The sequence below is a fragment of the Marinobacterium sp. xm-m-312 genome, assembly GCF_013283295.1.
GTDB lineage: Bacteria > Pseudomonadota > Gammaproteobacteria > Pseudomonadales > Balneatricaceae > Marinobacterium_E.
Genome location: NZ_WBYS01000004.1, coordinates 86,078 through 100,816, shown reverse-complemented (window position 1 = coordinate 100,816; position 14,739 = coordinate 86,078). Strand labels below are relative to the sequence as shown.

The window sequence follows — 14,739 nt, the reverse complement described above, 5'->3', positions numbered from 1 at the left end:
CCAATTCGCTCCTACAATTTAACGCTCCGTTTGTAGGAGCGAATTGCCCGAAGGGCAAACCGCGACAATTTAACTTTTGGCTCTTTCGATCGCCTGTTCTAGACGATCCTGTCCCCAGAAAGGTTCCCCGTCTACGATGTAGAAGGGGCTGCCAAAGACACCAGCCTCAATGGCTTCGTCAGTCTCTTTGTCCAACTGATCATCTAAGCCTTTTGATTGCTCTAATAGAGCTGAATCAATACCCAGTTCATCGAGAAGTCGAGCTAACACAGCGTCCTCTGCAATATTCAGATCTCTCTGCCATACGGCACTTAAGAGTGCTCGAGCCAAACCTGGCACATCCGACCCTGCATCCCTAACTGCAAGTAGTAGTTTAGAGGCAGGACGACCATCCACTGGGAAGTACTTTGGCTTGAGGTTAATAGTAATTCCGCGTTGTTTTTGAATCCGAGCGAGTTCAGCTAAACGGTAAGCTTGACGTTGAGGCGATCGCTGAGGAACCGGCACACCCCCAGTTGCAGCAAATAGACGGCCAATATCGAATGGGTGATACACGACCTCAGCGGGTGCTTGTGTATCCAACAGATCACCGGCTAGGCAAGTAAAGGGTGAGATCGGTGACAGGTAGTAATCTATTTTGTGGCTCATCAGTATTTCCCTCTGTTTATTTTGTTACGAAAAATACATCCTTGTGGTTCCTAAAAACCGAACTTTAACTCTCTTGGGTTACGAAAGAGGGGTGTGGTTTTTCATCAATTGGCCAGTGAAGTAGAACAGCCATCAAACCAAAGAAGATACCGGCCCACCAGATGTACTCATAATGGCCATAGGTTTCATAGAGATAGCCACCTAACCAGACGCCAGAGAAGCTACCCACTTGGTGGCTAAAGAATACGAAGCCATATAGGGTGGCCATGTATCGTGTACCAAACATATTCATAACGATGCCGGAGGTTGGAGGAACAGTTGCCAGCCAGAGAAGCCCCATCACAGCACTGAAGATAAGTACCGATGTCAGCGTGATAGGGAATATCAAGAAGAGGGCGATCGCAATCGTTCTTCCTCCGTAGATTGCCACCAGTAGCTTCGATCGTGAGTGCTTGCGACAGATATTGCCGGCCCAGAACGCCCCAGCGATATTGAACAGACCAATCAATGAGAGAGACCAAGCACCGACCTGATGCGCGAAGCCTAAATCTGATAAATAGGCTGGCATGTGCGCTGTAATAAATGCGACGTGAAAGCCACAGACAAAGAAGCCAAATACCAGAAGCCAGTAGGATTTGTGACCAGCGGCTAATCGCACTGTTTCAGCAAATCCTTGATCCGTCTCTTTAATGACAGAACTTTTTTTAGCATTCAGAGGAATGGCTAACAACATCATCAATAGTGCGATAGCCGTTAGAATATGCAGTGAGTTGATCCAGCCAAAATCAGAGATAAACATCTGAACCAATGGAACAAGCGCAAATTGACCAGCAGAGCCACAAGCGGTGCCCAAACCGAGTACCCAGTCACGTCGTTCTGGTGGAACGGATTGAACTAAAGCAGGAAGAACGATGCCAAACGAAGTGCCGGCGACGCCAGCACCCACGAGAAACCCTAATCCTGCATTAAGCGTGAAAAGATCCGACACACCAGCTGTTAGATAAACACCTAGGGCATAGACCAGTGCGCCACCAAACAGGACGTTGCGATTTCCGAAACGGTCGGCAAGCCCGCCAGTGAAAACCGACATAATTCCCCAGCTCAGGTTTTGCAAGGCTAGGGCAAAGCCTATGATGTCACGCCCCCAGTCGGTTGAAGCCTCAATAGGACGCATGTACAAACCATAACTCGACCGTATACCAAAGGAGATCATCAATAATAGGCAGCCACTGGCGATCAGGAAAATCGTTGAAGGGGAGAGTCTCTGAGTCATGTTTGATCCAGCTTAAAGAAGAATCGCTCAATGATAGTTGCCTATCTATTTGCGGACAACTGTATAATCATCATCCAACATTAAGATAGTGACTCCATGTTTACAGCTTTTATCTCTGCTATTACTCCGGTTTTTTTGATCGCCGTCCTTGGTTTCTTTCTGGCACGAAAAACGGACTACCTAGAACACCCTGGTTTGGCCATGCTCTCCAGCCAGATCGCCTTGCCCGCTCTGGTGTTTACCTCGGTGACTCAGATGAAAGTTCCCGTCACAGAGATGGGGTATTTGATGGGAGTGACCGCTCTCTGCTTAGCGGTCGGTGCTACTCTGATCGCCATTTTTTGCAAGCTGCTTAACACCTCACCGCGCTTCTATCTCTCGACACTGGTCAACCCCAATACGGGCAATTTAGGTATTCCACTGGTCTTTGCACTGTTGGGGCCTGAGGCTCTGGCATCTGCGGTCATCATTTCAACAACTGTGACGCTTAGTCACTGGACATTAGGGACCACCGCCATGTCAGGCCAATACAATTGGCGCTCACTGGTCACCAATATGCCTCTGTTAGCACTCTTGTCAGGTGCAATCGTGGTATCGATGGATTTGACGATTCCTGTGCCTATCAGTCGTGCTTTAGATTCTATCTCCGGTATAGCCATACCGATTATGGTCATGTTGTTAGGCCGCTCATTAGCCCGTTTAAAGATAGGGGGTGCCCGTCAGGTTGGCATCATTGCAGGTTTATCCATCTACCGACCCTTGTCGGGTTTTTTGATTGCCTGGCTGGTTGTATCCCTAATTACTATCGATACCACTGCAGCGCTCTCACTGCTTATTCAGATGTCGATGCCGGTTGCTGTGATGAGTTATGTTCTAACGGTTCGATATGGCGGTCCTGTCGATCGTATTGCCGCTCTTACCATTACCAGTATTCCTGTTAGCCTTGTAATACTGGTGTTGATCTTCAACTTTCAGTCAGCACTGGTTTAAAAGGGTAGGTCTGGCTGACTCTTTCTTGCTATAATTTCACGCTTATTTTTTTGTCGATACCGACTGCCTATTTTTCGAGATCAAACTCGATATGGAGAAATGAATGAGCGCCCGCGTTGCAATAGTTATGGGGTCTAAATCAGACTGGCCAACCATGGAAGAAGCCGCCAAGATGCTAGATGTACTGGGTGTCGAGTACACCGCTGAAGTGGTATCGGCACATCGCACCCCAGATAAGATGTTCCGCTTTGCTGAACAAGCTGCCGACAATGGCATCAAAGTTATTATTGCCGGTGCTGGTGGTGCGGCTCACCTCCCAGGTATGATTGCTGCTAAAACCATTGTGCCTGTGCTGGGTGTGCCTGTGCAGAGCAAGGCATTGAGCGGCCAAGACAGTCTTCTATCCATTGTTCAGATGCCACGTGGTATTCCTGTTGGAACCCTGGCTATCGGTGGAGCAGGTGCATTTAATGCCGCGCTACTGGCCTCTCAGATGCTAGCAACAACAGATGCAGAGCTCGCCGTTCGTCTGCAAAATTGGCGTAATGAACAGAGCCAAACGGTTCTAGATAATCCAGATCCACGAGGTTAAGCATGCAGTTGCCACGTATTGTCATTGCCGGTAATGGTCAACTAGGTCAAATGCTTCAGCAAGCAGGTGCACCCCTGCAGCTTGAAGTACAACCTATTCACCCGATAGGTGATCAACTAGTCGAGTTGAATGACGACGACGTTATCTCGGTAGAGATTGAGCACTGGCCTGAGAACCCTGTCGGTAATCAGCTTAAATCTCACCCAAACTTTCGCAACGATGCGGCTCTATATCAGGTCATTGATCGTTTTCGTCAGAAATCGACCTTAGATCGCCTTAATGTCCCAACGGCCCCTTGGGTTGATTTAAACAGTGCCGATGCATCCATTGCCGAGTCGCTATCCTCTCTGGGTGAGCGTGCCGTCGTAAAGGCTCGTATGGGTGGTTACGATGGGCGTGGTCAATGGCGCTGGAAGCAGGGTGATGAGATTCTTGCTGAATGGGATGGCATTGCCATCGCTGAAGCGATGATCCCGTTCTCACATGAGGTGTCGTTAGTTGGCGCACGAAATGCACAGGGTGAGAAGGTCTTCTACCCATTGACGCGTAACTGGCATCAAGACGGCATTTTGCGTGCGAGTATTCCTGGGTTAGATAATGACCCTGCGATGCAAGCAAGTGCTGAAGGTTGGCTGGGATCGATCATGGATGACTTTGACTACATCGGCGTCATGGCGATGGAGTGTTTTGTTGTCGATGGTGAATTATTGGTTAATGAGTTAGCGCCACGTGTCCATAACTCCGGACACTGGAGCCAAGAGGGTGCTAGTGTCAGTCAGTTTGAATTGCACCTAAGAGCGCTTGCTGGTTTACCTTTGATCACCCCTGAGTTTCGTGGTGTCTCTATGATGTATAACTTGCTTGGACGAGACTGGAAAGCAGAGTGGCTGGCGGTACAGGGCGCTCATGTGCACTGGTATGGTAAAGAGATCCGTCCTGGTCGTAAGGTAGGTCATCTCAACATCGTTAGACCGACTGTTTCCGCACTAGTTGAAAGCTTGTCCGAACTCGAGCCTCACTTGGATGAGGGTGAAGCAGTGGTGGTTGAGTGGGCAAAAGCTCAGCTTAGCTAATTTAACAAGCTAATCTCTAAAACTAAAAAAGCCGCTTGAGGTATCTCAAGCGGCTTTTTTGTATCGACTGATCGATTAAGCAGTTGCTTTTGGAGCAGCCGCTTTACGAGTTGTTTTTGCAGCTGGTTTAGCCGCTTCAACTGAAGGCATGAAGTTTGAAAGATCAAAGTTTTTCATGTCGAATTTAGAAAGGTCGAACTGTGCTAGATCGAATTTCGCTAGGTCGAACTTAGAGAACTGAGCCATCGCTTCTTCTGTCATCTCTTGAGTAGACTTTTCGAAGATTTCAGTCAGTTCAGCTTTTGCAGCCATTAGAGCAGAGATCTCTTCTTCAGCAACAGTGTTTAGTTTTGCTTCCATCTCTTTAAAGAAAGCAACCTGAAGTTCTAGAGCAGCTTTTGGCTCTTTTGATTCAGTCAATGCTTTAACATGCTCAAGACCACGGTTTAGCATCTCTGTAGCAACAGTTTGCTGCATGCCGAATAGTTTTTCAGCAGTTTGTTTGTTGATTTCAGCTGCTTTAGTGAAAGGAGCCATCTGTGCTTTGAACTGGTTCATCATTTCGTTGTACATGGTGACCTCCGAGGTCTTTAAGTTTCTATCTAAAAAGTTTGTTGCACTGCAACATTTGACGCCATATTAGACATTGACTAAAAAACAATCAACACTTTTTTGTGCATTGCACAAAAATAATTATTCTGACCATCTCATATCATTCTGCGTTAAACTTATTCGTAACTTTAGATCTGTATTTGACGATTAATGAATCCATATGAACACGCTCCGATTGGAGTCTTTGATTCAGGAGTGGGCGGGTTAAGTATCTTATCCGCTTGCCTTAACAACCTACCCAATGAGTCCTACCTGTATATCGCTGACAGTGGCTATGCACCCTATGGTGATAAGAGCGATGCAGTGATCCGTGAGAGGGTGGTTCAGATCGTCTCTTACCTCATTGAGAAGGGCGCCAAGGCGATTGTGATCGCGTGTAATACAGCAACCGCTGCTGCTGTTCACGAGTGCAGAGAGCTATTCTCCTTACCGATCATTGGTGTTGAACCCGGACTAAAGCCTGCCATTAAGATGAGTCAGTCAAAACGCGTTGGCGTTCTGGCAACTCAATACACGGTAGAGAGTCAGAAGTTCCAACGATTGGTCTCCCAGCTTAAACAGCAAGCAGAGTCGATTACAGCACTTGGCTGCCCTGGATTGGTCGAATTAATTGAAAACCCAAACACCACCAATCAACAACTCAGCACACTACTAACCACTTATATTGATCAGTTTGAAGCAGCCGATATTGATACCTTAGCGCTTGGATGTACGCATTATGGATTTGTTGAGAAAGAGATCAGCGAGTTGTTCAGTCATCCAGTTAAGGTGATCGACACATCGGAATCGATCGCGCTCGAAGTTAAACGTCGTTTAACTGAACAGAAATTACTCTCTCTCTCCAATCAAGCGGGTAAATTAGAGATACTGACCACAGGACGAGACAGAGAGGCTCTCTCTGAGTTATCTAAACGTTTAATCCAATTTGAGGGGGTCGTCACCCCTGTAGAGGTATCCAAGTGATTGAGTTTATAAAAAAACTTCTCCGTTCAGACCCTGTTGAAGAGCCGGTGGCTTCGGAGTTTGAATACAAAGGGTTCAAGGTTTCAGTCAAACCGAGAAAAGTGGATGGCGGCTATGGTGTGGGTGGCATGATCTCCAAGGAGATTGATGGCCAATGGTTGGAACAGCCGTTTATTCGTGCTGACAGCATGGCATCAAAAGAGATCTGTGTAGAGGTCACCATGAACAAAGCAAAAATGACGATTGATCAGATGGGGGATGCACTGTTTAGCAAATCTGGCCATCGGTAAGGGCTTCTTCAGATTTTTCAGAGTCAGAGTGTATTACAGAATCATACATCACGACCTGATTTCGGCCTGAGTGTTTGGCTGCGTAAAGTGCTTTGTCACTATCGCTGATCAGCCCCAGCATGATCTCTTTTGTTGTCATTGTGCTGATGCCATCAAAGGTCGCAATTCCGACACTGACGGTTACTCCTAAAGAAAGATCGCTCTCTAAGAAGGTCGTTGATTCAATCACCTCTCTGAATCGCTCGAAAATCGCTTTAGGATCTGATTCAAGCGCCGTACAGCAGACAACAAACTCTTCACCGCCGTATCGTGACACTAGATCATAGGGTCTAAATGTCTCTTTCATTCGATCAGCAAACTCTTTAAGCACTCTGTCGCCAACGGGGTGTCCATAGGTATCGTTTACCCGTTTAAAAAAGTCGATATCGCAAATGGCCAGTGCTAATGGCTCACCGGTTCGTTTAGTTCGTTCAATTTCATTATCAAGATGCTCGATCAGAGAGGCGCGATTTTGCAAACCGGTCAGCTCATCATGCTCTGCCTTGTAGGCGAGCATCTCATTGGCAATATTGAGTCGATTTTGCAGCTCTAAAGTTCGTAAACCAACGCCCAGTCGTGCGCGCAACTCAACGGGTTTAGTAGGTTTGCTGATGTAGTCGTTAGCTCCGGCTTGCAGTGCAGTTGCCAAGTGCTCTTGATCGGAGTGTGCAGTGACCAACACAATGTAGGGTGGGTCATTACTCTCAAGCGCTCTGATTTTACGACAAAGCTCTATGCCATCCAGATTGGGCATCTCCCAATCAAGAACGAGCATACGTGGAGGTTCTGCTTCTGTTGTCAGAATTTCAAATGCCTCTTCACCATCCTGCGCGGTCATTACGTCAAAGCCCCAACCCTCAAGTTGGCGCTCCATCAGCATTCTTAAGACTTTATCGTCGTCGGCAATCAGTACTTTCATAATCTCTGTTAATAGATTGAATTTCATTCAGTGTAGCAGGGCATTCAGAAAGTACAGAAAATATTAAAAAATCTTTTATATTAGTTTTGCCTAATATATTATTACCGGAACTTAACCCTTATAAACGAATAGAGTGTTTGATATGCAGATCAGAAAGGCCGTTAACCTAGCAGTGACCGCGTGCACCCTAGTGACAACCATTTCACTAACGCAACTGGCTTCAGCCCAAGAGCTAGCGTTTACTGAGACCAAAATTATTCAGCAACCGATCAAGGTCGAATTCGACGGGACTGTGGAAGCGGTTAATCGAGCTATTGTTGCCGCACAAACTTCTGGTCGAATTCTAGAATTACCTTTTGATTATGGCGATTTTGTTGAGCAGGGCAGTGTGATAGCTCGCCTAACACAGAGTGAACAGCGCGCAGGGCTGGATGCTGCAAGAGCTTCTCTCAATGAAGCACAAACCGCTTTTGATGAAGCTACTCGTCAATTGGATCGTTTAACCGCACTGTTTGAGCGCAAATTGGTCGCGATCGCGCCTGTAGACAGCGCTCGCCAACAACGTGATGCAGCCAAAGCAAGACTCGATGCAGCAAAAGCTCAGGTTTCTAATGCCCGTGCTCGTTTTGATTACACTGAGGTAATCGCGCCCTATTCAGGTGTAGTGGTTAACAAGCTAGTTTCTGAAGGGGAGACGGTACAACCAGGTACACCATTGATAGAGGGGATTGCACTGGATAGATTACGTGTTCGAGTTCAAATCCCGCAAGCCAACCTGGTCGATGCCAAACAGAGTCAGTTTGTTAATGTTGTGTTGGGTGATCAGGTTGTAGAACCTGTCGATCAACGCTTAATTCCGACAGCCGATCCACTAAGTCATACCTTTACACTGCTTCTAACGTTACCAGCGGGTGACCCTGCTCAAATGCCGCTTCCAGGTGAGTTAGCACGTGTTCAATTTACCATTGATGAAGAGCCTGTGCTGACTCTGCCTAAGTCATCTATAGCGACTCGTGGTGAAGTGGAAGGTGTTTATGTGGCTTCAGGCGATTCAGCTCTCCAATTTAGATACATCAGAACCGGTCAAACTGCTGGTGAACAGGTAGAAATTATCTCTGGTCTCGCAGAGGGCGAAACCGTAGCACTTGATCCTATTAAAGCGGCCTCAATTTATAAGGAGGCGAATCGTGCAGAGTAATGACACTCAAACACTGGGCATATCGGGACGAATTGCCAAGAGTTTTTTAACGACTGAAATTACCCCGCTACTGGCGATCGTGGGTCTTCTGCTAGGTCTTTTTGCCGCGCTGGTGACACCGCGTGAGGAGGAACCACAGATCAACGTCACCTTTGCCAACGTGATGATTCCTTTTCCAGGCGCAAGTGTTGCTGAAGTAGAGTCGCTTATCACCACATCTGCAGAGCAGGTGGTGTCAGAGATCAGTGGCGTCAAAAACATCTACTCTGTTTCCAGCCCAGGCATGGCGCTGTTGACGGTTCGTTTTGAGGTCGGCGAGCCAAGAACCGATGCGATTGTCCGTCTCTATAACGCCTTCTACTCGAACAGAGATATCTTCCCGCCGAATATGGGTATTGGTGAACCGGTCATCAAACCTAAGGGCATTGATGATGTACCAGTTCTAGCTGCGACCTTATGGAGTCGTGATGAATCAGTTAGCAGTGCCGATCTATTGAACGTCGCTCATACGATTCAGTCTGAGCTTCAGCGAGTTGAAGGAACCCGCGATATCACTGTGATTGGCGGCGCTAACCGTGCCATTCAGATCGACTTCGATCCAGTCAAGATGGCGGCACTCTCGGTTACTTTGGATGATGTTCGCGCTAAGTTGCAATACGCTAATGTGACAGCCGATACTGGTGATCGCGTCAAAGCGAACAGCGCCATTCGAGTTCAAGCAGGTCAACTACTTCAGGATGTCTCAGAGGTTAAAAACCTAGTGATAAACGTTCGAAATGGCGCACCGGTTTACCTTCGCGACATTGCTAATATCTACGATGCTCCAGAACAACCGAATCAATACGTCTCTTTTGGTACTGGGCAGGCTGCAGCAGATCAGACTGCATTGACCCCTGCAATCACCATTGCCGTGGCAAAGAAACCGGGTGAGAACGCGGTTGAAGTCGCTGATGCATTGATCGATCGATTTGAAGCGATTCAGGGTATCTATGTTCCGGATAACATCGAGACAACGATTACCCGTAACTATGGTGAGACAGCTGATGATAAGGCGCAAACCCTAATCAAAAAGCTGATTTTCGCTACGCTGTCGGTCATCGTCCTAGTGCTATTTGCACTGGGTGTTCGTGAAGCTATTGTGGTGGGCATTGCCGTTATCGTCACCTTGGCTATTACACTCTTTGCCTCATGGGCATGGGGCTTTACCCTTAACCGAGTGTCGCTATTTGCGTTGATCTTCTCGATCGGCATTTTGGTTGACGATGCCATTGTCGTTGTAGAAAACATACACCGTCATATGTCGATGGGTGTTAAATCACTACGTGAAGCGATTCCCCTTGCAGTCGATGAAGTGGGTGGCCCAACAATATTGGCAACCTTTACTGTCATTGCAGCCCTACTGCCTATGGCCTTTGTCAGCGGCTTGATGGGCCCTTACATGTTGCCGATTCCGATCAACGCCTCAACAGGTATGCTGATCTCACTAGCCGTCGCCTTCATCTTGACCCCTTGGCTCTTTTTGAAGCTGTTTAGACGTCATGTTGAAACAGGTCATTCAGCGGACCATGGCCACTCTGAATCTCGCTTCAAAGGTCTATTTGTTAAGCTACTGACACCGATGCTACGTCAAGGCAAAGGAGCGTTGAACCGTTACCTTTTGCTGGTATCAATTCTGGCGATGATCGGTGGATCCGTCTACTTAGTTGTTAATCAGTCGGTCATTCTTAAGATGCTACCCTTCGATAACAAGAGTGAGTTCCAGGTTATCGTTGATATGCCAGAGGGAACCTCTCTAGAGCAGACGCAGCGTGTCTTAACTGAGTTGGCAGAGGATCTGCAGGCACTTCCTGAGCTGAAAGATTTCCAAATCTACTCAGGGTCTGCCTCACCGATTAACTTCAACGGTTTAGTTCGTCAGTACTACTTGCGTTCAGCACCTCATATGGGTGACATTCAAGTTAACCTCAGTGATAAGGCGTTACGTGATCGTAAGAGTCACGAAATAGCGCTTGAGGCACGCGCTCTGCTTGCCGACACGGCTAAGCAATTCAACGCCAACGTGAAGGTCGTCGAGATGCCGCCAGGGCCTCCGGTTATGGCACCTCTAGTGGCAGAGATCTATGGTCTGGATAAGCAGGGTCAAATTGACGTAGCCAAACAAGTTCGCGCGCAATTTGAGTCTACCGATGGCGTGGTCGATGTCGATGACAGCATTGAGGCCCAACAGACTAAAGAGATCTTTGCGATTGATCGCGTTCGTGCAGCGCACTTTGGTGTAGCAGATGCGACCATTGTTGCGGCACTAAACAGTGCGATCCGCGGTGAAAGCTTGGGATACCTGCATGATGACAACTCACGCGTTCCCGTGCCATTAACGCTTAAGCTGGGTGACCAAGATAAGGCAAACATCGCTAAGATTGAGTCTATTCAAGTTCGATCAGATAAAGGCACCTTAGTATCTTTGGCTGATGTTACTCAGCGTATCGATACGCAAGTAGAGCAGAGTGTTTACCACAAAGATCTACTGCCTGTTGTTTACGTCACCGGTGATGTGGCAGGTGATACGGATAGCCCGCTCTATGGTCTATTTGAGATTGAATCGAAGCTGGATGACGTCGCACCAAGTGGTAATCCGATAGAGCGTTTCTTCTTCTCAGAACCTTCTGATCCCTATGAGTGGAGCTTGAAGTGGGACGGCGAGTGGCAGATCACCTTTGAAACCTTCCGAGATATGGGTATTGCCTACTCAGTCGGTCTGATCATGATCTACCTACTGGTTGTTGCTCAGTTCCGTTCTTACGGCATCCCATTGATTATCATGGCTCCGATTCCTCTAACGATTATCGGCATCATGCCAGGTCACGCGATACTGGGGCAGCAGTTCACGGCGCCTTCTATGATCGGCATGATTGCACTGGCCGGCATCATTGTTCGAAACTCCATACTGTTGGTGGATTTCATTCAGCAACAAGTGAAAGAGGGCATGAGTTTCCAAGAAGCAACGATTAATGCGGCTGCAGTTCGTTCGTTACCCATTGCACTCACCGCAGTCGCTGCGATGATGGGTGGCTTCTTTATCATTGACGATCCAATCTTCGGTGGTCTTGCAGTTTCATTGATCTTCGGTTTGATGGTATCAACCATACTGACCTTAGTCGTAATTCCGGTGGTCTACTACCACTACCATTGGAAGAAACATGCTTAATTGATGTTTGATTTGAAAACCCGGCTTTTGCCGGGTTTTTTATTTTGCAAAAGTTGGCACGCCATTTGCTTAACCTAATCAATCGCACCAACAATAATAAGGGGATTGATATGCAACTTTCACAAAACGATTCAAATTACTTAGCAAGCTTCGAACTAGAAACGCTGATGATGGACGCTAAGGATCTTAAAGAGGCAATGTCTAAAGAGATCGCCATTCTTAGTGATAAGGGTAACTACTCGTTAAGAGCCATTAAACGAAGCTCACTGCGCCTATTAGCTTACCAAACAGCTTTGCACAGCCAACAAAATTCGATAGAACGATATGCGCGCGTTCATGCACCACTATTGGTGCATTAAGTCTGGCTGGCAATTAACGACCCTTTTGAGTCATTTCATGGATCAAGTCAGTTGTGCTCGCAAGATTAACTAAAGACACTTAGTAGGAATCTTTGAATTCGTCGGCAAGCCAGCTTGATTAAACTTGCGGGTTCGATATTATGGAGAGGTGATTTTAGCTTGTTCTGGCTTGGGATAATTTGCGCGAAGATCTTTGCGTTAACTATACTGAGACGAGCCTTCTAAATCGGGTGACGTCTAGTTGGCTGACGCAAATATATCTCACTCTGCACAATGCTAACGGATTTAGCGGTGCCGCAACTGCGCCGTATATCTGTGCTAAAAGGATGCTTTTCGTAATGGCTCAAGTTAGAAAGTCACTGCTGTTACTGTTCACAATCTTCGGGATTTTTCTGCTGTTTGTTCTGCTGAACAATACCAAAGATAGTGTCTCTGCGGCTCATGCAGAACACCGTAGGGCTCTGTTACTGGCCGATGAACTGCGACAGACGTCTGATGATCTTACACGAATGATTCGCACCTATGTGGTGACTCGCGATCCTATCTACAAAGAGCACTTTTACGAAATCCTAAATGTCCGTGATGGTAAATCCCCACGACCCGAATATTTAGGGCAGATCTATTGGGATCTTTTCGTTTCCAACGAGCCGCGACCCTACGGTTTTGGTGAGGCAATACCGTTCCCGGATTTGATTCGTGCTGCGGGCATGACAGAGCAAGAAATTGAAATGCTGCAAAACGCCAAAGCTGCATCTGACAGTCTCGCTCGACTCGAAATGGAGGCGATGCGCCTGGTCGAAAGTGATACATCAGGTTCGGCGGTGCATAAGCAAGCTATCGACCTTGTGCATAGCACGGAATACCACCGCTTCAAGAAGGAAGTCATGGCACCGATCGCTGAGTTCTATTCAGCGGTCAATGAACGAACCCTCACGAGCATAAGCAATGCAGAGCGTACCGCCTTCGTTCTGGAGCTGTTGATGGGTCTAGGGGCGATCGTATCGCTGTTCATTCTTTGGAGGGTCTACCGTAATGAGGTGGAGCAGTCTGAGCGACTAGCTGCGCAAGTGCGATCTAAAACACGTTCGCTGGAGCAGTCTACGGCGTTGGCAGAAAAAGCGAGTCAGGTTAAGAGCGAGTTCCTGGCTAACATGAGCCACGAGATACGTACGCCGATGAATGCGGTTATAGGCGTGGGCGAATTGTTAAGTGCCTCCAAACTCGATCAAGAACAGGCGCAATTAGTCGGCGTCTTGAAGAGCTCATCCGCAGCGTTAATGCACGTAATTGACGATATCTTGGACCTCTCAAAACTTGACTCAAAACAGATGAGGTTTGAGAATATCGAATTCAAGCCTCAACAGCTATTGACCGAAGTGGTCGATATGTTTGGCTCGAGTCTCAGTGAGAAGGGGCTAAATTGTGTTCACGACTTCGATTTGAGTCCGAATGCTGTCATGAAGTCTGACCCCTTCAGAATCCGGCAGGTATTGATGAATCTGCTCAGTAATGCTGTCAAATTTACGGATGCTGGCGAAATATGTATTCAGGCCTCAATGGTTGGAAGCTCCACAAAGTCATTAAAGGTCCGCGTGAAGGATACGGGGATAGGTATTCCAGATGGGTCAAAACAACGGCTTTTTGCTCAGTTTGTGCAGGCTGACTCATCAATATCCAAACGCTGCGGTGGCACTGGTCTGGGCCTTTCGATCTGCAAGAGTATTGTGGAGCAGATGGGTGGATCGATTCGCTGCATCAGCGAATTAGGCAAGGGCAGTGAGTTTATCTTTGAAGTGCCAATTGAGTATCTAGGTGAGACGCAAGTTGTTACCGAACCGGTTGAAATGACAGTCGATGAGAAGCGTGCCTCGAAACATATCTTATTGGTTGAAGATATGCTGATGAACCAACTCATTGCTCGTAAGTATTTTGAGAGGATGGGACACCGCGTTGAGGTAGCGAACAACGGCCGTGAAGCGCTGGACCTCGTACAAAGTATGAAGTTCGATCTAGTTTACATGGATCTGCAGATGCCAGAGATGGATGGTCTAACTGCAACTAAAAGGATTCGAGAACTCGGCAATGAGTTCGCAACACTGCCCATTGTTGCGATGACTGCCAACGCTTCTAACGATGATCGCGTGAAGTGTATGCAGGCGGGAATGAATGATTTCCTCCCGAAACCAGTGCAGTTGAGCGCCCTAATGGAAATGACGCAAAAGTGGAGTGTGGCAGTGTAGATCTTCTAACAATTCGTAAGATTAAGGGAACCGGAACCGGAACCGGAACCGGGCGCTTGCATCTGAAGATGTATACGGTTTAAGTAAAAGTGCCTAAAACTTAAGCGTATATTTTACTGTGTAGGCAACATTTAACTGCCGATGTCTGCGAGTTTAAAACAGGTATTTTCGACCCACAAAAGACATTTCATGGGCACCGCGTTTAACTGATACCAATTTCCAAGTGGCGCACTTGGGACTATAGTTGTTAAAACATTGCGAAGACTCTTTCTAGAAGACCCAAGGGATTCATCTTCATCTGGTCTATGTGTATTGCAAGGAGTTGCGCGGTAAGAGCT

13 protein-coding genes are annotated in these 14,739 nt (G+C 47.3%); 9 read left to right on the top strand and 4 right to left on the bottom strand.

Going from position 1 to position 14,739, the window contains the following annotated elements:
* Positions 1-69 precede the first annotated feature (69 nt).
* Positions 70-648 (bottom strand): 2-hydroxychromene-2-carboxylate isomerase, encoded by a 579-nt coding sequence (locus tag XMM312_RS06210; RefSeq protein ID WP_173488877.1) that lies wholly within the window; start codon positions 646-648, stop codon positions 70-72.
* Between the two features lie 64 nt (positions 649-712).
* On the bottom strand, positions 713-1,921 hold the full coding sequence (locus XMM312_RS06205; RefSeq protein ID WP_173488876.1) for an MFS transporter: 1,209 nt from the start codon (positions 1,919-1,921) through the stop codon (positions 713-715).
* A gap of 96 nt (positions 1,922-2,017) precedes the next feature.
* Here XMM312_RS06205 and XMM312_RS06200 point away from each other — a divergent pair, with 96 nt between their 5' ends.
* The 3 genes from XMM312_RS06200 to purK all read left to right on the top strand — a co-directional run bounded on the left by XMM312_RS06200 (position 2,018) and on the right by purK (position 4,576).
* On the top strand, positions 2,018-2,911 hold the full coding sequence (locus XMM312_RS06200; RefSeq protein WP_173480907.1) for an AEC family transporter: 894 nt from the start codon (positions 2,018-2,020) through the stop codon (positions 2,909-2,911).
* A gap of 103 nt (positions 2,912-3,014) precedes the next feature.
* A complete protein-coding gene (gene purE / locus XMM312_RS06195; protein WP_173480908.1) occupies positions 3,015-3,503 on the top strand; it encodes a 5-(carboxyamino)imidazole ribonucleotide mutase in 489 nt (162 codons plus the stop codon).
* A 2-nt stretch (positions 3,504-3,505) separates the two neighbouring features.
* A complete protein-coding gene (purK, locus tag XMM312_RS06190; RefSeq protein WP_217363654.1) occupies positions 3,506-4,576 on the top strand; it encodes a 5-(carboxyamino)imidazole ribonucleotide synthase in 1,071 nt (356 codons plus the stop codon).
* A 75-nt stretch (positions 4,577-4,651) separates the two neighbouring features.
* On the opposite strand, the gene XMM312_RS06185 is transcribed toward purK, so the two are convergent.
* Positions 4,652-5,149, bottom strand: coding sequence for a phasin family protein (locus XMM312_RS06185; RefSeq protein ID WP_173480909.1), 498 nt, complete (start codon positions 5,147-5,149; stop codon positions 4,652-4,654).
* A gap of 189 nt (positions 5,150-5,338) precedes the next feature.
* Between XMM312_RS06185 and murI the strand changes: the two genes are divergently transcribed.
* Both murI and XMM312_RS06175 read left to right on the top strand, forming a co-directional pair.
* Entirely contained in the window at positions 5,339-6,151 is an 813-nt protein-coding gene (gene murI, locus XMM312_RS06180) for a glutamate racemase (RefSeq protein WP_173480910.1), read from the top strand.
* Complete coding sequence (locus XMM312_RS06175) at positions 6,148-6,441, top strand: HlyU family transcriptional regulator (protein WP_173480911.1); 294 nt, start codon at positions 6,148-6,150, stop codon at positions 6,439-6,441. The genes murI and XMM312_RS06175 overlap by 4 nt, the downstream gene beginning before the upstream one ends.
* On the opposite strand, the gene XMM312_RS06170 is transcribed toward XMM312_RS06175, so the two are convergent.
* Positions 6,419-7,399, bottom strand: coding sequence for a diguanylate cyclase (locus XMM312_RS06170; protein ID WP_173488875.1), 981 nt, complete (start codon positions 7,397-7,399; stop codon positions 6,419-6,421). The two genes, XMM312_RS06175 and XMM312_RS06170, sit on opposite strands and share 23 nt — an antisense overlap.
* A gap of 142 nt (positions 7,400-7,541) precedes the next feature.
* Here XMM312_RS06170 and XMM312_RS06165 point away from each other — a divergent pair, with 142 nt between their 5' ends.
* The 4 genes from XMM312_RS06165 to XMM312_RS06150 all read left to right on the top strand — a co-directional run bounded on the left by XMM312_RS06165 (position 7,542) and on the right by XMM312_RS06150 (position 14,401).
* Positions 7,542-8,597 carry an efflux RND transporter periplasmic adaptor subunit gene (locus XMM312_RS06165; RefSeq protein WP_173480913.1) on the top strand — a complete coding sequence of 352 codons (1,056 nt, stop codon included), beginning with the start codon at positions 7,542-7,544 and terminating at the stop codon, positions 8,595-8,597.
* Positions 8,587-11,802: an efflux RND transporter permease subunit gene (locus XMM312_RS06160; RefSeq protein WP_173488874.1), complete on the top strand. Its 3,216-nt coding sequence runs from the start codon at positions 8,587-8,589 to the stop codon at positions 11,800-11,802. The genes XMM312_RS06165 and XMM312_RS06160 overlap by 11 nt, the downstream gene beginning before the upstream one ends.
* A 110-nt stretch (positions 11,803-11,912) precedes the next feature.
* The gene (locus XMM312_RS06155) at positions 11,913-12,161 is read left to right on the top strand and encodes a hypothetical protein (protein WP_173480915.1); all 249 of its coding nucleotides are present in this window, start codon (positions 11,913-11,915) and stop codon (positions 12,159-12,161) included.
* 338 nt (positions 12,162-12,499) lie between these two features.
* A complete protein-coding gene (locus XMM312_RS06150; protein ID WP_173488873.1) occupies positions 12,500-14,401 on the top strand; it encodes a response regulator in 1,902 nt (633 codons plus the stop codon).
* The last annotated feature ends 338 nt before the right edge of the window (positions 14,402-14,739 follow it).